The organism is Massilibacteroides sp. (genome assembly GCF_028705895.1).
Taxonomy (GTDB): Bacteria; Bacteroidota; Bacteroidia; order Bacteroidales; family Tannerellaceae; genus Massilibacteroides.
Map to the genome: position 1 here is coordinate 49,091 of NZ_JAQWCQ010000006.1, position 20,102 is coordinate 69,192.

Genomic DNA, 20,102 nt, shown 5'->3' on the forward strand with positions numbered 1-20,102 from the left:
ATATGGGGAAAAAGGATGAAACGTATAATGAGGCTGTGGCTAAACTACGTGAAATTGTAGCCGATATCGAAGGAGGAGAATTGGATGTGGATGTTCTCTCCGACAGGGTGAAAGAAGCTGCTCGTCTGATTAAACTTTGTAAAGAAAAACTCTTCAAGGTGGACGAAGAGGTGAAAAAAATATTAGAGGAATTAGAATCGTGAAACGATATATTGTGATTGTTGCCGGAGGCAAAGGTCTCAGGATGGGACAGGATCTTCCAAAACAATTTATACCTTTGAATGGTAAGCCTTTGCTGATGCACACCCTGAACGTGTTTCATCAGTGGGATTCGGATGCTGAGCTTTTGTTGGTTTTGCCTGATTCGCACCAGGATTATTGGGGAATGTTGTGCAGGGAGTTGAATTTTTCTATCCCACATAAAATAGTATCGGGGGGAGAAACGAGGTTTTATTCTGTGCGAAACGGACTGAAAGAAATACGTGAGCAAGGGATGGTGGCTGTACACGACGGAGTGCGTCCGTTTGTTGATCCGGAGGTTATAAATGCGTGTTTTACAGAGGCGCAAACAACGGGTGCAGCTATTCCTGTGGTTCCGATTGTCGATTCTGTACGCAGACGTGAAGGGGATAAAAGTTATCCGGTGAACAGAGATGAGTTGTGTGCAGTTCAAACACCTCAGGTCTTTGTTTCCGATCTTTTGCTTTCAGCCTACGAGCAATCTTATTCAGACGCTTTTACGGATGATGCTTCTGTTGTTGAGGCTGCGGGAGGACGTATTAGTTTAGTGGCGGGAAACAACGAAAATATTAAAATTACGACAACTGCAGATTTATTGTATGCAAAAATGTTAGTAGAAACCTGATCTGAAAAAACGGGAAGTATATGCTTGATCTTGATAAACGTTCGATAACCTATCTGGCGGGAGTCGGCCCTAAAAAGGCAGATATCCTGGTCAAAGAAGCGGGTATATCTTCGTATGAAGATCTGTTGTACTATTTTCCTTATCGTTATGTGGACAGGAGTCGTTTCTATAAGATCGCGGAGATTAACGGATCAATGCCTTATATCCAGTTGAAAGGACGGATACTTTATTTTGATACCTTAGGTGAGGGGCGAACACGAAGACTTGTGGCACGGTTTACCGATGGAACAGGAGTGATAGACCTGGTCTGGTTTAAAGGGATTGCCTTTGTGAAAGACAAATATGTCATAAACAAGGAGTATATCGTCTTCGGTAAACCAACAGAATTTGCCAATACGTATAATATCGCTCATCCTGAAATTGATCCGATGAATCAGGCAGATCAAGTGGCAGGAGGCCTGACTCCTTTTTATAATACAACCGAAAAGATGAAAAAGGCTTTTCTGAATTCAAAAGCGATACAGAATCTACAATATACATTGTTGAAATCTCTGAACTGGGATGTTGCGGAGACTTTGCCGTCTTACTTACTGAAGCGTATTGGTATGATGTCTTTAGCAGAGGCAATAAAAAACATACATTTTCCGGAATCAACAGAAAAACTGAGCGCAGCTCAATTGCGTTTGAAGTTTGACGAGCTGTTTTTTATACAACTGAATACACTTCGCACGGCAACATTTCGTAAACGGAAATTGAAAGGAATTGTTTTTCCGAATGTCGGTGAGATGTTTAATACTTTTTACAAAAACTATCTTCCCTTTGAACTGACTGGAGCTCAAAAAAGAGTGGTACGTGAGATACGGGCAGATATGGGAAGTGGCAGACAGATGAATCGTTTGCTGCAAGGGGATGTAGGAAGCGGGAAAACTTTGGTGGCCTTGCTCGCTATGTTATTGGCAGTAGATAATAAATGTCAGGCTTGCTTGATGGCACCGACTGAAATCTTAGCGAATCAGCATTACGCTACTATTATGGAGTTTCTTAAAGGTATGCCTGTAGAAGTGGCACTGTTGACAGGCTCGACTAAAAAAAAGGAACGGAATAAAATTCTACCGGCTATTGCAGCAGGAGAAATACAGATTGTAATCGGTACGCATGCCTTGATAGAAGAAACGGTTGTCTTTTCTTCTTTAGGACTATCTATTATTGATGAACAACATCGGTTCGGAGTAGAACAACGTTCCCGTTTGTGGACAAAGAGTGACGTGATTCCTCATATCTTAGTCATGACGGCAACTCCTATCCCAAGAACATTAGCGATGACTTTGTATGGAGATTTGGATGTCTCTGTTATTGATGAGCTACCACCGGGACGAAAACCGATTAAAACTCTTCATCGATACGACAACCGAAAGATGCAACTCTATGATTTTCTCAGGAAAGAAATTGAATTAGGTCGGCAGGTCTATGTTGTGTATCCTCTTATTGAAGGAAGTGAAAAACTTGATTATAAGAATCTGGAAGAAGGTTTTGACGTTTTTAAGGAAGTCTTCCCCGAGTATAAAGTCTGCATGGTGCATGGGAAGATGAAAGCCGCTGACAAAGAAGCCGAAATGCAAAAGTTTGTTTCCGGCGAAGCGAATATCCTGTTGGCAACAACCGTCATTGAAGTAGGTGTGAATGTTCCGAATGCTTCAGTCATGGTGATTGAAAGTGCCGAACGTTTCGGACTCTCGCAGTTACATCAGTTGCGCGGACGCGTAGGGCGTGGAGCGGAACAATCTTACTGTGTGCTTGTTTCTTCATATAAGTTGAGTAACGATACCCGGAAGCGATTGGAAATAATGGTAAACAGCAATGACGGATTTGAAATAGCAGAAGCAGATCTGAGATTGCGGGGACATGGAGACTTAGAAGGAACTCTACAAAGCGGAGAGGGTGGGTACCTTAAAATAGCTAACCTGGCGTCTGATGGACAAATACTGCAATATGCCCGCGATATAGCCAATGAATTATTGGACAAAGATCCCGATTTGGAGGACGACACCCACCAGATATTGAACGGACGCTTAAGAAAAATCTTCCGGAAAAAGACTAACTGGGGATTAATCAGTTAATATGTTGTATAACATGGTTGGCATTTCTGGTTATGAAGTTCAATGATTGTCAATAGATTTTACCCTTTGCCTTAAATTCAGATTAAGGATTTTTTTCTCTATTATTTTTGTCTCTTTGGTCAAAAGTACGAACTTTGACAAGATTCGGATTTAGGAACTATCCTTTCTTGATCATATCAAACTATAATTTAGGGCAAATTTTATTGTGATGAACAATATAAAAACATTTCTGTTGATCGGTTGTTCTTTGTTTTTTGTATCCACTGCGATTGCAAGAGACAAAGAGAAAAAAACAAAAATAGAGACAGTAAAACAGACTCGGCTTATGGATGAACGCGTATCTGAGCTTATGGCAGATCGCGTTGGTTTTAAGAAAGATATCCTTCTGAAAGAGTTGTCAAGTATAAACGAAGTTATGCTTGAAGAGGAGTTGGCAATGGAGGACTTGATGTATCCGGCTGATGAGCTGTATGGTTCTCATTGGGAAAACAAATGGGTTAATCCTTATCGGAATGTGAAAATTGAATTTCCTGATTCTGCAGAAATCGATTGTTCCCATTTTATCCTTCCTATAGATAATGAAATAAAAGTTACTTCAAAATATGGTCCACGTCGTCGTCGCATGCATTATGGAATAGATCTGAAAGTCTATGTGGGAGATACGATTCGTGCGGCTTTTGATGGAAAAGTAAGAATTCGTAGCTATGAACGACGCGGGTATGGTAAATATCTTGTTGTGCGGCATCCAAACGGCTTAGAGACAGTATATGGACATTTATCCGGTTATCTGGTGGATGAAAATGAAATTGTTCGTGCCGGACAACCTATCGGTTTAGGAGGGAATACCGGGCGTTCGACCGGTTCTCATTTGCATTTTGAAACGCGTTTCTTAGGACAACCTGTAAATCCGGCTGATATAATTGATTTTGAGAATGGCGTTCCGCATCAGGATCTGTATGTTTTCCGTAATATTAAAATCAACGGACGGAAAAGCAATATCTATACATCGTCTAATACACAGATGGTTTATCATAAAATACGATCAGGTGAAACGCTTGGTCATGTTGCCCGTAAGTATGGAACCAGTGTTAATGAACTTTGCCGTTTAAATGGTCTGTCCAGAAAGAGTACGTTGAGAATAGGTCAGTCTATTCGTGTAAGCATGGCTGTTGTGCCGGGAAAGGCATCCTCAAAAAAAGAGACCTCGGATAAAACGACTTCAGAATCTGCTGTGAAACAAGCTGTAAAGGAAGTTAAAACAACAGTAGAGGCAACATCGCAGGGAGTAACAGATTCATCAGAGCCGATTTATTATCGTATTAAATCTGGTGATACGCTTGGAGCAATAGCTGAAAAGTATGGAACAACAATAACAAAGCTGTGTACACTGAATAATATCAGCCGTACTACAGTTCTAAAGTTAGGTAGAAAAATAAGATGTTCATAAATTAGTAGAATAATAGAGTGAACGGGGCGGTTCTGACTTCAGAGCAGCCCCGTTTTCTTTGATGTGCTAATCTTTTCAGTTTGTAGCGTAATTAATCGGAGCTTTTTGACTAAGTTTGTAGCAAGTTTATGGCTAACAATATGGTAGATACTAAGGAACAATTTGAGAAAATAATCTCTTTGTGCAGAGATTTATTTGAAAAAAAACTTCATGATTATGGTCCTTCCTGGCGTATTATGCGTCCTCAGTCTGTAACGGATCAGATATTCATTAAAGCAAATAGAATCAGAAGTCTGGAAACAAAAGGAGTAAGCCTTGTTGGTGAAGGTATTGTTCCTGAGTTTATCGCAATTGTTAATTATGGAATTATCGGATTAATACAATTGTCGCTTGGTTATGCCGAAACAACAGATATTTCAGCACCAGATGCTTTAAAGTTGTATGATAAACATATGACGGAAACAAAAGAGCTGATGTATGCTAAGAATCATGATTACGATGAAGCTTGGCGAAGTATGCGTGTCAGTTCATATACCGATTTGATTCTGATGAAAATATATCGGACTAAACAGATTGAAAGTAACGCCGGCCAAACATTGGTTTCAGAAGGGATTGATGCCAATTATATGGATATGGTAAATTATGCCTTGTTCGGGCTTATAAAGTTGAAATTCGGAGAATAATAATAAGTGATGGATTATAAAAAGACAACAATAAAGATACTGGCTGAAGCAAGTAGATTGTTGATCGGATTGACATTTGCTTTTTCCGGATTTGTAAAAGCGATTGATCCCGTTGGCTTTACGATTAAGATAAATGATTATCTGACAGCGTTTGGCGTTGAGACTTTAAAAGCCCTTTCCGGAATAATTTCCTTTAACCTGATTGCGATAGAATTTATGGTTGGGATCTGTGTTTTGCTCGGTGCTTATCGCAGATACTCAAGTTTTCTTGCGCTTTTGTTGATGGTCTTTATGACACCATTGACGTTGTATCTTGCTTTGTTTAATCCGGTGTCCGACTGTGGTTGTTTTGGAGATGCCGTAGTACTTACCAATTGGGAAACATTCTATAAGAACATTGTTCTCTTAGTCGCGGCTGTCTTTTTGTTTATATATAATCAACGTATTCTACCTTTCTTTACCTACAAATCCTATTGGTTTGTTGCGTTGTACGCATATTCCGCCTGCATATTCTTTTCCTATCAGAATTATGCGCATTTACCTCTCAAAGACTTTCGTCCGTATAAAATAGGAGCGGCTATTCCGGCGTTAATGGCTATTCCGGAAGGCGCAGAAGAAGACGAATACCGCTACACGTTTGTTTACGAGAAAGACGGTGTCCGTAAAGAGTTTGCTTTGGATGATTATCCTTCAGATGATCCGAACTGGACTTTTGTTGAGTCCAAAACTGAATTGATAAAGCAAGGCTATGTTCCTCCGATTACGAACTTTGTTCTTTTTAATGAAGACGATCAGAACGTGACAGAAGATATTCTTTCTGATTCGAAAGGGGTGCTCTTGTTGATTGCTCCCAAAGTGGAAAAAAGTGAAGACCAACGGTTGGATGACATAAACGCAACTTATGATTATGCGAACGAGCATGGCATTAAGTTTTATTGCGTAACATCTTCAACGAAAGATCAGGTACAAGAATGGATTGATACAACCGGAGCTGAATATCCCTTTCTGATGGGGGATGAAACGCTTCTTAAAACAATAATCCGTTCGAATCCAGGACTTGTATTGCTGAAAAACGGGATTGTTTTTGCCAAATGGCATTACAATGATTTCCCGACAGAAGAAGAGATCGAAAAGGTTCTTTCAGATTATTTAAGTAAAGATACCGTTAAACCTCGTGAAGAAGACAAGCAAATCGCTATTTGTTTAGTCGCATTTACTGTACCTTTGTTGTTCGTTTGGATATACGACTATTTTCGGTACAGACGGAGAAAGAAAAATATTAATGTATAACATATTAAATAAATTGTACTTATGAGAAAGAATATTGTTGCAGGGAACTGGAAAATGAATACGACACTTCCGGAAGGTCTTGCTTTGGCAAAAGATTTGGATGCTGCATTGAAAGGAAAAACAGTAAACTGTGATGTCGTTATTGGTACTCCATTTACGCATTTGGCTACAGTAGCTGCTGCTATTGATACAGCTAAGATCGGTGTAGCTGCTGAAAACTGTGCAGATCAGGAAAAAGGAGCTTATACAGGCGAAGTTTCAGCTGCTATGGTCGCTTCAACCGGTGCAAAATACGTGATTCTTGGTCACTCTGAAAGACGTGCATACTATCACGAAACTGCAGAAATATTGAAGACAAAAGTGAACTTAGCGTTGGCAAACGGACTTACTCCTATCTTCTGTATTGGTGAAGTATTGGAAGAAAGAGAAGCCGGAAAGCACTTTGAAGTAGTTGAAGAACAAATCAAGAAATCTTTGTTCGATCTTTCTGTTGCCGATTTTGGAAAGTTAGTATTGGCTTACGAACCGGTTTGGGCAATCGGAACAGGCAAAACAGCCTCTTCTGATCAGGCACAGGAAATTCACGCTTATATTCGTAAAGTAATTGCCGGAAAATACGGACAAGAAGTAGCCGATAATTGCTCTATTCTTTATGGAGGAAGCTGTAATGCTTCTAACGCCAAAGAACTATTCTCAAAACCTGATGTTGATGGTGGTTTGATTGGTGGTGCCTCTTTAGGTGTGGATAAGTTCCTTCCGATAATTGAAGCATTTTGATAATTAGTAAAACAAAAGGGAATTTCCGACAGTAAAGTGCAGTCTGTCTGCACTCGATTATCGGATATTCCCTTTCTCTTTATAACGAAGCATGAGATATATATTTCTTTTATTAATCGCGTGGATAACTTTTCCCGTTTGTGCGCAGGAGCAGTACATGGGACAAGCTTTTTCTATTATTGATGCCTTGCAGGAATCGGTTCCCGGAAAAGGAGAAGTCGAGATAAAACAATCTGCTGCGATTCGGAATTTAGTAGGTACACGTCGAGAGTTTATGGACAGCGATATTCAATATCTTGATGTTACCGGTTATCGTACACAAGTTTTTTCGGGTAATCTCAGAACCTCCAGAGAAGAAGCTTATACGAAGGAAAAAGAAATTAAAGAGATTTTTCCTGACCTGACGACCTATGTTGAGTATATGGCTCCGTTCTGGAGATTACGTGTCGGAGATTATCGGTCTCGTGAAGAGGCATATCATGCGATGCGTTTATTGATGGACGCATTCCCTTCTTATGCAAAAGAAATGTACATCGTGCGTGATGAGGTTAAAATCCCGTTATATTAATCTACCTTATTAAAATGAAAGATATAAGCGAAGAACAATTGGCCGCCCGCGAAGAACTAAAAGGGCACTATAAACATATTATAAACCTTTTAGGTGAAGATGCTGACCGCGAAGGATTGATTCGTACGCCTGAACGAGTGGCTAAAGCGATGCAGTTTCTTACAAAAGGGTATCACGAAGATCCTGAGGCTATTCTAAAGTCGGCTATGTTTGCAGAAGAAGGATACAAGCAAATGGTCATTGTGAAAGATATCGATTTCTTCTCTCTCTGTGAACATCACATGCTTCCTTTCTTTGGCAAAGCTCATATTGCTTATATTCCTAATAAATATATTACCGGGCTAAGTAAAATTCCCCGCGTTGTAGATATTTTCTCACGTCGTCTTCAGATACAGGAACGGCTGACTTTACAAATCAAAGAATGTATTCAGAAGACTCTAAATCCATTGGGCGTCATGGTGGTGATTGAAGCGCAACATATGTGTATGCAGATGCGTGGCGTGGAGAAGCAGAACTCCCTGACTACCACATCAGACTTCACCGGCTTTTTCCAACAAGCCAAAACTCGTGAAGAATTTATGAACCTGATCAAACACAACAGGTAATCCTACTCAGTTCACGTAGAATTAATTTCATACAATATTTGTACCTTTGCTGCTGATTAAGCTTGAGGAAAAAAGAATGAACATAGCAGCATTGGTGTCAGGAGGAGTAGATAGCTCCGTTGTTGTACATCGGTTGAAAGAAGCCGGTTACGATCCAACAATCTTTTATATCCGTATTGGAATGGAGGATAAGGATGGTTATATCAATTGTCCGGCTGAAGAAGATATTGAAATAACGACTTATATTGCACGGAAATATGGTTGTAAGATGGAGATTGTTTCCCTGCATGAAGAATACTGGGAAAAGGTAGTCAGTTACACCATCGATTCTGTAAAGCGGGGGTTAACACCTAATCCCGATATGATGTGTAATAAGTTTATCAAATTCGGATGCTTTGAAGATAAGTGGGGGAAAGAGTTTGATAAGATAGCTACCGGTCATTATGCTACGACGACTGAAATAGACGGGAAAGTCTGGCTCTCAACCGCCAAAGACAAACATAAGGATCAAACTGATTTCTTAGCTCAAATTACCCGCCTTCAGATACAAAAATTAATGTTCCCTATAGGTGACTTATTGAAAAGTGAAGTCCGCGAGATAGCAGCTGTCGAAAAACTACCCAGTGCCCAACGGAAAGACAGTCAGGGAATCTGTTTTCTTGGAAAGATCAATTATAATGATTTTATAGAGCGCTATCTTGGAAAGCGTACAGGAAAGATCATTGAATTGGAAACCGGCAAGGTGGTAGGGAAACATAATGGATATTGGTTTCATACCATAGGTCAGCGAAAAGGTCTGGGACTGAGTGGTGGTCCTTGGTTTGTTATCAAAAAAGACATCAAACGTAATATTATTTATGTATCCAATGGGTACGATCCCGAAACCCAGTATAATAAGATTGTAAACATGCAAGGTTTCGACTTTATAACGGAAGATCCCTGGGGGGATTTTGAAGGGACTAAAGATATAACCTTCAAAATACGACATACACCGGAGTTTACAACCGGCCGACTTCACAAGATCGGGGATTTATATCGTATAGAATCAGATGAAAAAATACAAGGTGTCGCTCCCGGCCAATATGGTGTAGTCTATGATAAAGACAGCCATCTTTGTCTTGGCAGTGGGATGATTATAAATGAAGACCTCTAAACATAAAAAGAGTGGCTGTTTTAGCAAAACAACCACTCTTCTGGAGTATATAATATACTGATAAATTACTTAATTGCGTACAGGGTGCTTATTGATTCGTCGTTACAAACGCGTCGGATAGCTTCTGCAAACATATCGGCTATAGAAAGTACCTTTACCTTGGCACATTTCTTAGAATAAGGAATAGAGTCTGTGAAGATCATTTCTGTTAAAGCGGATTGGTCAACGCGCGAAGAGGCCGGATCAGACATTACTGCGTGGCTGGCAATTGCACGAACGGATCTTGCTCCATTTTCCATCATCAGATTGGCTGCTTTTGTAATCGTACCTCCGGTGTCCACCATATCGTCCACCAAAAGCACGTCTAAACCTTTTACATCTCCAATAATACGCATTTCTGCAACTTCATTTGCACGTAAACGTGATTTATGACAAATAACCATCGGAAGGCCAAGATATTTAGAATAGCTGCTTGCTCTTTTGGTACCCCCAACATCCGGAGTCGCAATGCATAAATTTTCTACAGGTAAGCAGTTCGTGATATATTCCAGAAATACTGAAGAAGCATACAGGTGGTCAACAGGAACATCGAAAAATCCTTGTATCTGGTCTGCATGTAAATCCATTGTAATTAATCTGTTTATTCCCGCAGTTCCTAACAGGTCAGCAATAAGTTTTGCCCCGATAGATACACGTGGTTGGTCTTTTCTGTCTTGACGAGCCCAACCGAAATAAGGAATGACAGCGATAATGGAATGAGCAGAAGCACGCTTGGCAGCGTCGATCATAAGCAACAACTCCATCAGGTTGTCTGAATTAGGAAACGTAGATTGAACTAAGAAAACATCACGTCCACGAATGGATTCTTCATAAGAAACAGCGAATTCTCCATCAGCGAAGTGCTGGATATTCATCTGTCCTAACGGACAACCAAGACTAAGGCAAATTTTCTCTGCAAGATAACGGGAATTACTCCCCGAAAACACCAAAAAAGGAGTTTGTGTACTCATTATTCCGACGATTTTCTTTAGAATGAATAAAGTTTAATTATGCCGCAAAAGTACAAAACTTATTTGCAATATACCTGTAATACTGTCTTTTTTCCCTTATTTAGATTAGAGATACATAAATTTCAAGACCTTCCCTGAAAACGGTTCCATTTCCAACTGGTAAGGACAAGCGCTTGTTAATGTGCCGATAGTTTCTTTTCCGGTAAACAGATCCTTGACTTTCGCAGGTAAATTATCTCCGATTCCTAATCCGTCAAATGCTTGTTGAGGGATGTTCACGCGTACGGTTTTAGGCGAACGGTCAAAATTAACGACGACTAATAATACCTCGTTTTCAAATTTGCGTAAGAAAGCATACTGATGGTATAAATTAAAGTCCGGATTATTTTCATTCGCATAGACCAGATCGTGAAAATCTCCGGAAAAAACGCTTTTTTCTTCTTTCGCTATATTTAAAAGCTTAGAATAAAAGTCCCTTAATGCTTGCTCTTCTGCCGTAGAAGTATTGTTTAGCCAATTGCGAACGGTTGACATGCTCCAATAGTCAAATATGCTCGTTCTTCCGTCTCTACCGCTAAATCCCTCTTCATCCATGCCGCGTTCCCCTAATTCCTGTCCGTTATAGATCATCACCGGGTTGGTATTCATTAAAGTTGCAACAATCATGGTAGGAATACCCGCGATAGCATTACCCGCAAAGAAATCTGAGGCAATACGTTGTTCGTCATGGTTCTCCATAAAGTTTAGCATGTTCTTCTGGATGCCTTCAACGGATTTCCAGCAATCAGAAATACTACTGGCGGGAGTATGCCCGCAAACAATTCCTCTTAGGGTATCATACAAGCCAACTTTATCATATAAATAATCAAACTTTCCATTGAAGATATAATTGCGATATTCAGCCGGATTATATACTTCCGCAATAAAACATACGTCAGCATGAGCTTTCACCTGAGGAATCGCCCAGTTCCAGAATTCTACCGGAACCATCTCTGCCATATCACAACGGAATCCATCCACGCCTTTATCTGCCCAGTAGAGGAGAATCTCCAGCATCTTTTTCCACGTTGAGGGGATGGGGTCAAATACGCGTTGTCCACCGTTCAGATAATCTATACCGTAGTTCAGTTTCACCGTTTCATACCAATCGTTTTTGCCGGGAGTCGTACTGAAACAATCATTACCTGTTACTTTTGCCGGAAACTCACTGTATTCGAAATCTTCAATTTGCTTTTCTGAATCGTAATGCAATACTAATGTACTTCCGGGAAAGTAATAAAAGTTATTATTACGATCAAATGCTCTGGTGGTGTTGTCATGTTGTCCTAAGTCTTCTATAAAAGGAGGCAGGCAGTCCGAATGATATTGTCGTGATACGTGATTGGGTACAAAATCAATAATTACATTCAATCCGGCATCATGCGTGCGTTCAACCAGATGTTCAAATTCTTTCATTCTCTTTCTTACATTGTCGGCCAGATCCGGATCCACATCGTAATAATCCTTGATTGCATATGGAGAACCCGCTTTACCTTTAACTGTGGCCGAATGATCCGGTCTTATTCCGTATGCCGAATAATCAGTTTCAGTAGCATGTTCTATCACTCCTGTGTACCAAATATGAGTGGTTCCCAGCTCCTTGATCTGTTTTAATATATTTGCCGTGAAGGTTGAAAACTTACCGACACCATTTTCCTGAATGCTACCGTCTTTCTTCAGTGATTCGTTCAGATTTCCGAATAATCTGGGAAATACTTGATAAATAACTATCTTTTCATTCTTTTTCATTTTCTGGTCTCCTTTGTAAGGTTGTTTCTATATTGTCTGCTAAGCCGGTTTCTCCAATGATGTATTCTCCGGCATCCCTTTAGTGATAAACTCTTTTATGGGTTTATTCCCAGCACTATTCATTATATTAGCGAAAACTAATGACGCTCTGTCATAGCCTATCTCCGAAATCTGATTAACGTTTTCAAGGTCGAACGTTTTATATTGACCGAACTCTTCTGCCTCTATCAGTACATCGCAAAGTTCTCTGTCTTCCAGTGTATTCGCCCTGAACATGTAATGGTAAGAACGTTCGGCAATATGGAAAATTGTCTTTTTGTATTTTTGCGGAATAAGCGGACTTACATTTACTCCGATCACAAACTCACATTCATTCCTGATCACGGAAACCGGAAAATTGCGAAACAAACCACCATCCACATAGTGTATTCCATCAATAACAACCGGATTAAAAATAATCGGAATGCTGCATGATGCTGTTACTGCATCTACGATTGATCCGCTTTTGAATAAATGACTTTCACCATTGTCAAGATCCGTTGCAACAACAATAAGCGGAATTTTTAATTCCTCGAATGTGTTTGCCCGTAGATGTCGTTTCAGGAATAAGCGGAATCGCATGCTGTCAAATAATCCGGATTTCGGTAACTGCAATTGTGCAAATTCGGAAAATTCACGCCCTGTAAACAATTCTTTTATTTCCTCCGGTTTATATCCGTCGGCAAATAAAGCCCCCATTAAGGCTCCTGCGCTGGTTCCTGCAATAACATCGGGGATAAGGCCTTCTTCTTCCAGCTTTTTGAATACTCCTAAGTGCGCAAATCCCTTCGCTCCTCCACCGCTAAGAGCTAAACCTAAGGTGTACTTTCTTTGCCTGTTTTCGCTTACCATTTATTGAGCTCTTATTTAACATAACAAATATGCGAATTTTTCGCTATAATAGTATCTTAAATCATATTAAAAGGACGTTACAGAAAACTTTACGGCGCCGTCTGTTTTATTACTCTGTCTTATCTGCCGGATAACCTATACTTTTTAATTTCTCCTCTAATTCTTTTTTCGTAACCTCCTCTGTGTGATCTATGCTGATCAACTTATTCGCGATATCTACATTAATACCGTAAACGCCCGGGATAATGCCAATGTCTTTCCCGATTGCTCTTGCACAACCTGTACATTGAATGTTTCTGACTTTAAGGTCTGTTCTCATAACTCTTTCTTGTTATTTACTTAATTCACGAAGTAATCCTTCTACCGCCTTTTGGGGGGTTGCTTCTGAGGCAAGAAGCTGAACAAACTTGCTGCCAACGATAACGCCCGAGGCATTAGCGGCTGCCGCGTCATATGTTGCCTTATTGCTGATACCAAAACCAACTAAGCGGGGATTCGTTAGGTTCATTCCGTTTATGCGTCGGAAATAAGCCTGCTTTTGCTCGTCAAAGCTGCTTTGCGCGCCTGTTGTAGCTGCGCTTGATACCATATAAATAAAGCCGCTTGTGTTACGATCGATTAAACGGATACGTTCTTCAGATGTTTCGGGTGTAATCAGCATGATCACTTTCACATTATAAGACTCTGCCACCGCCTTGTAGTCGGCTATGTAATCGGCATAAGGCAGGTCGGGAATAATCACGCCGTCAATTCCTCTTTCCCGGCAAGAACGACAGAAATTCTCAAAACCGAATTGCATAATAGGATTCAGATAGCCCATCAGAATAATCGGAATATGTATTTCTTTCCGAACATCTTTTAATTGTTCAAAAAGGAGTTTCAGACTCATCCCGTTGCGTAACGCCTGCGTAGCAGCAGCCTGGATAACTACGCCATCGGCCATGGGGTCAGAGAAAGGAATCCCGACTTCAACCATGTCAATACCTCCCGTCTGCAATTCACGCAGCACAGACAATGTATCTTCTAATGCCGGATAGCCGGCCGTAAAATAAACGGAAAGTATTCCGCTTTTTTTTAGTTCAAATAACTGATCTATTTTATTCATAATTCTATCTATTTCTTTGTTGAGGCGCTTGGAAACGAAAGTTGAGGCGCCTTAAAATTTTATTTACTTCTGATGCAATAAAAAATCTGAAATAAACTTTTTGATTTTCATTGCGTCTTTTTGTGCCGGAGCTGATTCGAATCCGCTATTCAAATCAATGCCGGCAAAACGGGTATGAGAGAAGGTTTGCAGTTCTGTCAAACTATCCGGAGATAGTCCTCCGCTAAGCAGGAAAGGGGTTTCACCTTTGTATGTATTTAATAGCTGCCAGTCGAATTGTTTCCCTGATCCTCCAAGCAGGTTACTGCGCGTATCAAAAAGGAAATAGTCTGCCCGTCCTTCGTAATCGCGGGTAATTTGCAGGTCCTCTTCCGTGGCTACCGGAAAAGCCTTTATCACACTTATTCCCCGCTTTTGAAGCGCATAGCACGTATCCGGCGATTCTTCTCCGTGTAGTTGGAGGTAATCCAAATTGTATTCAACGACTGAACTTAGCATTTCTTCTAAAGAAGCATCCACAAACACACCGACCTTTTTAATATGGCGGTCGCCGTGTTGTATTTTTCCACGAAGGAATTCAGTTCCTTCATCAATGAATCTGGGTGAATGCTCGTAGAATATGAATCCGATCCAATCTGCTCCGGCAGCAATGACGGATTTTATATTCTCCGTATCACGCATACCGCATACTTTTACAATTTTCTTCTTACCCATGATGTATGTCATTTATCAGATTACGCAATATTTCTCCCGGATATTCGTCGCGCATAAACGTTTCACCGATCAGGAACCCCCTGAATCCTGCCTTACGTAACCGAAGTATCGTTTCCACATCCTTAAGACCGCTTTCGGATAGTAATAAAGGATTCAGTCCTTTTGTTTCTCCGACAGTTTTCATTTTTTCTGCTAAACGGAATGAATTTTCCACATCGGTATGAAATGAACCCAGATTACGGTTGTTTACGCCCAGCATATCCACGTGTTCGTTTAAATGCTCTAATTCTTCTTCGGTATGTATTTCTAGTAAAACTTCCAGATCAAGACTATGCGCCAGTTCTGCTAACGCAGCGCATTCTTTCGGACTTAAAACTGCCGCAATCAATAAAACGGCATCTGCGCCCAACACCCTTGCCTGATATAATTGGTAGGCGTCTATTATGAAGTCTTTACGCAGAAGCGGTAATTCAACCAAACCACGGGCAGTCTGCAAGTCACCCAAAGATCCTCCAAAAAAATCTCCGTCTGTCAGCACAGAACAAGCACACGCACCTCCGGCTTCGTAAGCAGGAAGAACATCTTTAACCGCAGCTTTCGGATGCAGCCAACCTTTGGATGGCGATTTTCGTTTAAATTCTGCAATAATCCCCGATTCGGAAGCTTCCAATCGTGCCCGCATGGAAATAGTAGGTCTTTCCAAGCGTTCGTTCCCAAGAGCAAGCAACGTATTTAGGCTGACCGCTTGTTGCTGTCGTTCTAATTCTATACGCTTATTCTCAATAATGTTTTGCAGTATATCTTTCATCTCTTAACTATTAATAGCTATAAATTTACGGAAAGTTTCCAATGCTTTTCCACTTTCTAAGGATTCTCGCGCTTCGACAAGGCAGTCTTCTATTTTCTTTTCCGGACAAATCACCTGAATGGCAAACGCCGCATTTACTATGACGCAGTTTTTCTGTGGTTCGGTAGCCGTATTCCGGAGAACTGCATCGAATATTTTAGCCGCTTCTTCGGGAGTATCTCCTCCAAATAAGTCTGATTCCTTGCATCGTGCAAAACCAAGCAATTCGGGTGAATACACCTTTTCTTTCTCCGGCATAGAGACTTTGAATTCTGAAGTCAGAGAGATTTCATCGTATCCGTCTAAACTATGTACTACCGCAAAGCGTGTTTCGCTTACTTGATACGTATAACTATACAAACGGAGTAAAGGCAGATTGTAAACGCCGAGTAGTTGATAGGTCGGGATTACCGGATTAACCAAAGGGCCAAGCATATTGAAAAAACTGCGGACTCCTAAACTTTTTCTCACGGGAGCAACGGCCTTTAGTGCCGGATTAAATAAAGGAGCATGCAAGTAGGCGATGCCTGCTTTGTCCATCGATTGACGAAGTTTATCCACATCATTTGTGAATCTAACGCCGTGATTTTCCATCACATTACTGGCGCCGCTTACAGACGTAGCTCCATAGTTGCCATGTTTAACGACCTGATAGCCTGCGCCGGCAACCACAAAACACGCAGCCGTACTTACGTTAAACGTATTCTTACCATCGCCTCCCGTGCCCACAATGTCAATCGGCTTATAATCGGACAAATCAACCGGAACACGCATCTCTAATAACGCTTCTCTAAAGCCGGTCAACTCTTCTACAGAAATGCTCCGCATTAAGAATACGGTAATCAAGCTTGCAATCTGGGAATCGTTATACGCCCCATTGGCTATATTCTGTAATATCCGTCGGGCTTCTTCCCGTCCCAGATATTGATGTTCAAATAATTTATATAATATCTCTTTCATCTTTTTTGAATTTAATTTATACCTGCGGACATAAGCAGTATGTCCTACAATTACTTACGATTTCAACCAATTCTGGATAATTAATTTGCCTTGCGGTGTGAGTACGGATTCCGGATGGAACTGGATTCCTTTTACGTCAAAGGTTTTGTGACGGATCGCCATGATCTGTCCTTCTTCGAAATCGTCTGCGATTATTTCTAAGCAATCCGGAAAGTTCTCCTGTGAAATTGCCCAGGAATGATAACGTCCCGCCCGGAATGATGTACCTAATCCTTCGAACAAACGATCTTGTTTCAACACGCGTATATCCGAACAAACCCCATGGTGGACATCTGTAAGATTAATCAATTTTGCGCCGAAAACTTCCCCGATTGCTTGTTCACCAAGACAAACGCCCAAGATGCTTTTTGTCGGTGCATAACGTTGGATAAGTGGTAATAATAGGCCTGCCTCAGAAGGAATACCCGGACCTGGAGAAAGCAATATTTTATCAAAACGTTCTATCTCGTCCAAACTGATTTTATCGTTGCGGTGTACTTCAACATCTGCTCCTGATTCTTTCAGTATATGAAGTAAATTATAGGTGAAAGAGTCGTAATTATCAAATAATATTATTTTCATGTTGTGTTAATTCTTTAATGTTGCAGCCAGATCTATCGCCTTCTTTAATGCTCCCAGCTTATTGTTTACTTCCTGTAATTCTCTTTCGTCATTGCTTTTGGCTACAATGCCTGCGCCTGCCTGATAATAGAGCACATTGCCACGGCTGACAAATGAACGGATTGTGATGGCTTGATTCAAATCACCGTTCAACCCGATAAACCCGATACAACCACCGTAGGCCCCGCGATTATGCTTTTCGATTTCGGTAATCAGTTGCATCGCACGCACCTTCGGAGCGCCACTCAATGTTCCGGCCGGGAAGGTGTCGATATAGGTTTTCACCGAATTACTATCCGGATTTATCTCTCCGCTGACACGGGATACCAAATGGATTACGTGACTGTAATACTGCACTTCCTTGTAAAAGTCCACTTTCACATCGTGCGCATTCCGGCTCAGGTCGTTCCGAGCCAGATCGACTAACATTACATGTTCAGCATTCTCTTTAGGATCGACCAATAAAGCCTCTGTCCGCTCTTTGTCTAAAGCAACATTCCCCGTACGAAAAGCTGTTCCCGCAATTGGATCAATACTGGCATGTCCCCCTGCTACTTTACAATGCGTCTCCGGAGAGGAACCGAAAATACGGAAGCCTCCGAAATCAAAATAAAACAAATAAGGGGAAGGGTTAATACTTCGTAAAGCGCGATAGACTTTAAAATCGTCTCCTTTGAAAGCCTGTTCAAAGCGACGGCTTAACACTATCTGGAAAACGTCTCCACGCATACAATGCCGAATACCCTTACGTACCATCTCTTTGTATTCTTCATCTGTAATAGGAGATGTCTCTTCACCCAGCGGCTGGAAATTATAGGAAGCGTAGTTCCTGTTTTCTATGAGGTTCTCAATCTCCTGAAGACCGCTTTCTTCGCCTTTCTGTACTAATTCTATTAACGTCATTTCATTTCGGAAATGATCAAATACGAGAATGTATTTATATAGGATATATAGCATATCCGGTGCGTCGTTTTCTTCGTGATGAGCTTCTATTACAGGAATATTTTCGAAATAACGAACAGCGTCAAAGGCTGTGTAGCCAAATAATCCGCAAATATCCTTCTCCGCACCTTCTACGGTGAAACGGCTAAGGAACGAGGAAATACATGCATCCACCGGACTGTTCTTAACAACCTCTACGGAAGAGTCGGGGAAAGTCATCGTACACGCATTGTTGTTAACCCCGATGCTGGCTACCGGACGTAAGGCGATGTATGAAAGACTGTTTTCATTCCCATGAAAATCGGAACTCTCCAGCAATGCCGATTCAGGATAAATATCACGTACCCGAAGATAAATACTAACGGGCGTATGTAGATCGCCAAGCAATTTCTTGCTTAAAGTATGATATGTGTAATTCATTTGCTCTTATTATTAAAGTAGTCAATATAGGTTTTAATATCTTTATCACCGCGTCCGGAAACAGTCAGCACCACTAATTCGTCCGGTTGGAATTTAATTTTAGGAAGAGCTCCTAATGCGTGCGCACTTTCAAGTGCCGGAATAATTCCTTCTAAGCGTGTTAGTTCAAAGGCTGCCTCCAATGCTTCGTCATCATCCACCGCTAAAACTGTAGCCCGTTTGGTCACCGCCAGATTGGCATGTACAGGACCGATGCCCGGATAATCTAATCCTGCCGACACAGAATACGGCTCTTCGATCTGTCCGTCCTCACTCTGCATCACCAATGTCCGCGCTCCGTGTATAATCCCTTTACGCCCTAATTGTATGGTCGCCGCCGATTGCCCTGAATCTACTCCTTTGCCTCCTGCTTCCGCTAAGATCAGACGTACACGTTTATCGTCAATATAATGATAAATAGTCCCCGCAGCATTACTTCCTCCACCAACACAAGCAATCAAAGTATCAGGATAATCACGTCCTTCCTTCTCCATCAACTGTTCACGGATCTCCTCGCTGATCACCGATTGCAGACGAGCCACCATATCGGGATACGGATGAGGACCGACCGTAGAACCGATAATATAAAACGTATCGGTAGGATGACAGCACCAATCTCGTATAGCCTCGTTTGTAGCATCCTTCAAGGTCATATTTCCTGAAGTTACCGGAACTACCGTCGCCCCGAGCATTTTCATTTTCTGCACATTGATATGCTGGCGCTCCACATCGGTTTTTCCCATGTAAACAATACATTCCATATTCATCAAAGCGCAGACGGTAGCTGTAGCCACGCCATGCTGTCCGGCTCCTGTTTCCGCGATAATACGTGTCTTACCCATCTTTCGCGCCAGTAATATCTGACCTACGGTGTTGTTAATTTTGTGAGCTCCCGTATGATTCAGATCTTCCCTTTTTAGGTACATTTTACAACCATACTTTTCACTTAATCGTTTAGCGTAATAGAGTGGGGAAGGCCTTCCCACATAATCACGAAGTAATTGATAATATTCTTTCTTAAAACTCTCGCTGTTGAGTACATTGAGGTATGTTTCCTGTAAGACGGTTACACATTGGTGAAGAATCTCAGGCACATAAGCCCCTCCAAACTCACCGTAATACCCATTTTCATCTACCTGATACGTTTTCATTGTCTATATTAATTTGTTTTATTTTAAAAGCTAAAAGTCCTAAAATCAAAAAAGGCCTATCGCAAGTGCG

At 41.2% G+C, this 20,102-nt stretch carries 21 protein-coding genes; 10 read left to right on the forward strand and 11 right to left on the reverse strand.

Annotated elements, in window-relative coordinates; translation table 11 throughout:
- Nucleotides 1-2 precede the first annotated feature (2 nt).
- From xseB to mnmA, 10 genes are all read left to right on the forward strand, one after another.
- Nucleotides 3-203, forward strand: coding sequence for an exodeoxyribonuclease VII small subunit (gene xseB, locus PHT93_RS02600; protein ID WP_300239102.1), 201 nt, complete (start codon nucleotides 3-5; stop codon nucleotides 201-203).
- A complete protein-coding gene (locus tag PHT93_RS02605; protein WP_300239104.1) occupies nucleotides 200-865 on the forward strand; it encodes a 2-C-methyl-D-erythritol 4-phosphate cytidylyltransferase in 666 nt (221 codons plus the stop codon). The genes xseB and PHT93_RS02605 overlap by 4 nt, the downstream gene beginning before the upstream one ends.
- Before the next feature lie 20 nt (nucleotides 866-885).
- Nucleotides 886-2,982, forward strand: coding sequence for an ATP-dependent DNA helicase RecG (recG, locus tag PHT93_RS02610; protein WP_300239107.1), 2,097 nt, complete (start codon nucleotides 886-888; stop codon nucleotides 2,980-2,982).
- Between the two features lie 208 nt (nucleotides 2,983-3,190).
- On the forward strand, nucleotides 3,191-4,429 hold the full coding sequence (locus tag PHT93_RS02615) for a peptidoglycan DD-metalloendopeptidase family protein (RefSeq protein WP_300239110.1): 1,239 nt from the start codon (nucleotides 3,191-3,193) through the stop codon (nucleotides 4,427-4,429).
- Between the two features lie 140 nt (nucleotides 4,430-4,569).
- Nucleotides 4,570-5,112 (forward strand): DUF1599 domain-containing protein, encoded by a 543-nt coding sequence (locus PHT93_RS02620; RefSeq protein ID WP_300239112.1) that lies wholly within the window; start codon nucleotides 4,570-4,572, stop codon nucleotides 5,110-5,112.
- A 9-nt stretch (nucleotides 5,113-5,121) separates the two neighbouring features.
- Entirely contained in the window at nucleotides 5,122-6,402 is a 1,281-nt protein-coding gene (locus PHT93_RS02625; protein ID WP_300239115.1) for a BT_3928 family protein, read from the forward strand.
- 21 nt (nucleotides 6,403-6,423) lie between these two features.
- Nucleotides 6,424-7,179, forward strand: coding sequence for a triose-phosphate isomerase (gene tpiA, locus PHT93_RS02630; RefSeq protein ID WP_300239117.1), 756 nt, complete (start codon nucleotides 6,424-6,426; stop codon nucleotides 7,177-7,179).
- 91 nt (nucleotides 7,180-7,270) lie between these two features.
- Entirely contained in the window at nucleotides 7,271-7,747 is a 477-nt protein-coding gene (locus tag PHT93_RS02635; protein ID WP_300239119.1) for an SPOR domain-containing protein, read from the forward strand.
- 14 nt (nucleotides 7,748-7,761) lie between these two features.
- Nucleotides 7,762-8,352, forward strand: a complete 591-nt coding sequence (folE, locus tag PHT93_RS02640; protein ID WP_300239122.1) for a GTP cyclohydrolase I FolE — start codon at nucleotides 7,762-7,764, stop codon at nucleotides 8,350-8,352.
- Between the two features lie 76 nt (nucleotides 8,353-8,428).
- Nucleotides 8,429-9,505 (forward strand): tRNA 2-thiouridine(34) synthase MnmA, encoded by a 1,077-nt coding sequence (gene mnmA / locus PHT93_RS02645; protein ID WP_300239124.1) that lies wholly within the window; start codon nucleotides 8,429-8,431, stop codon nucleotides 9,503-9,505.
- A gap of 65 nt (nucleotides 9,506-9,570) precedes the next feature.
- On the opposite strand, the gene PHT93_RS02650 is transcribed toward mnmA, so the two are convergent.
- The 11 genes from PHT93_RS02650 to trpB form a co-directional block, all read right to left on the reverse strand.
- Nucleotides 9,571-10,515, reverse strand: a complete 945-nt coding sequence (locus PHT93_RS02650) for a ribose-phosphate pyrophosphokinase (RefSeq protein WP_300239126.1) — start codon at nucleotides 10,513-10,515, stop codon at nucleotides 9,571-9,573.
- Nucleotides 10,516-10,620: 105 nt separating this feature from the next.
- The gene (locus PHT93_RS02655) at nucleotides 10,621-12,303 is read right to left on the reverse strand and encodes an alpha-amylase family glycosyl hydrolase (RefSeq protein WP_300239128.1); all 1,683 of its coding nucleotides are present in this window, start codon (nucleotides 12,301-12,303) and stop codon (nucleotides 10,621-10,623) included.
- Nucleotides 12,304-12,342: 39 nt separating this feature from the next.
- A complete protein-coding gene (locus PHT93_RS02660) occupies nucleotides 12,343-13,194 on the reverse strand; it encodes a patatin-like phospholipase family protein (RefSeq protein ID WP_300239130.1) in 852 nt (283 codons plus the stop codon).
- Nucleotides 13,195-13,303: 109 nt separating this feature from the next.
- Nucleotides 13,304-13,513 (reverse strand): heavy metal-associated domain-containing protein, encoded by a 210-nt coding sequence (locus tag PHT93_RS02665; RefSeq protein ID WP_300239132.1) that lies wholly within the window; start codon nucleotides 13,511-13,513, stop codon nucleotides 13,304-13,306.
- A 12-nt stretch (nucleotides 13,514-13,525) separates the two neighbouring features.
- A complete protein-coding gene (gene trpA, locus PHT93_RS02670) occupies nucleotides 13,526-14,299 on the reverse strand; it encodes a tryptophan synthase subunit alpha (protein WP_300239135.1) in 774 nt (257 codons plus the stop codon).
- 63 nt (nucleotides 14,300-14,362) lie between these two features.
- Nucleotides 14,363-15,013 carry a phosphoribosylanthranilate isomerase gene (locus PHT93_RS02675; protein ID WP_300239137.1) on the reverse strand — a complete coding sequence of 217 codons (651 nt, stop codon included), beginning with the start codon at nucleotides 15,011-15,013 and terminating at the stop codon, nucleotides 14,363-14,365.
- Nucleotides 15,006-15,821, reverse strand: coding sequence for an indole-3-glycerol phosphate synthase TrpC (trpC, locus tag PHT93_RS02680; protein WP_300239138.1), 816 nt, complete (start codon nucleotides 15,819-15,821; stop codon nucleotides 15,006-15,008). The genes PHT93_RS02675 and trpC overlap by 8 nt, the downstream gene beginning before the upstream one ends.
- Before the next feature lie 3 nt (nucleotides 15,822-15,824).
- On the reverse strand, nucleotides 15,825-16,820 hold the full coding sequence (trpD, locus tag PHT93_RS02685; protein WP_300239140.1) for an anthranilate phosphoribosyltransferase: 996 nt from the start codon (nucleotides 16,818-16,820) through the stop codon (nucleotides 15,825-15,827).
- 54 nt (nucleotides 16,821-16,874) lie between these two features.
- Nucleotides 16,875-17,441: an aminodeoxychorismate/anthranilate synthase component II gene (locus PHT93_RS02690; protein ID WP_300239143.1), complete on the reverse strand. Its 567-nt coding sequence runs from the start codon at nucleotides 17,439-17,441 to the stop codon at nucleotides 16,875-16,877.
- 6 nt (nucleotides 17,442-17,447) lie between these two features.
- Entirely contained in the window at nucleotides 17,448-18,842 is a 1,395-nt protein-coding gene (locus PHT93_RS02695; RefSeq protein WP_300239145.1) for a chorismate-binding protein, read from the reverse strand.
- Nucleotides 18,839-20,032, reverse strand: a complete 1,194-nt coding sequence (gene trpB, locus PHT93_RS02700; protein WP_300239147.1) for a tryptophan synthase subunit beta — start codon at nucleotides 20,030-20,032, stop codon at nucleotides 18,839-18,841. The genes PHT93_RS02695 and trpB overlap by 4 nt, the downstream gene beginning before the upstream one ends.
- Nucleotides 20,033-20,102 lie beyond the last annotated feature (70 nt).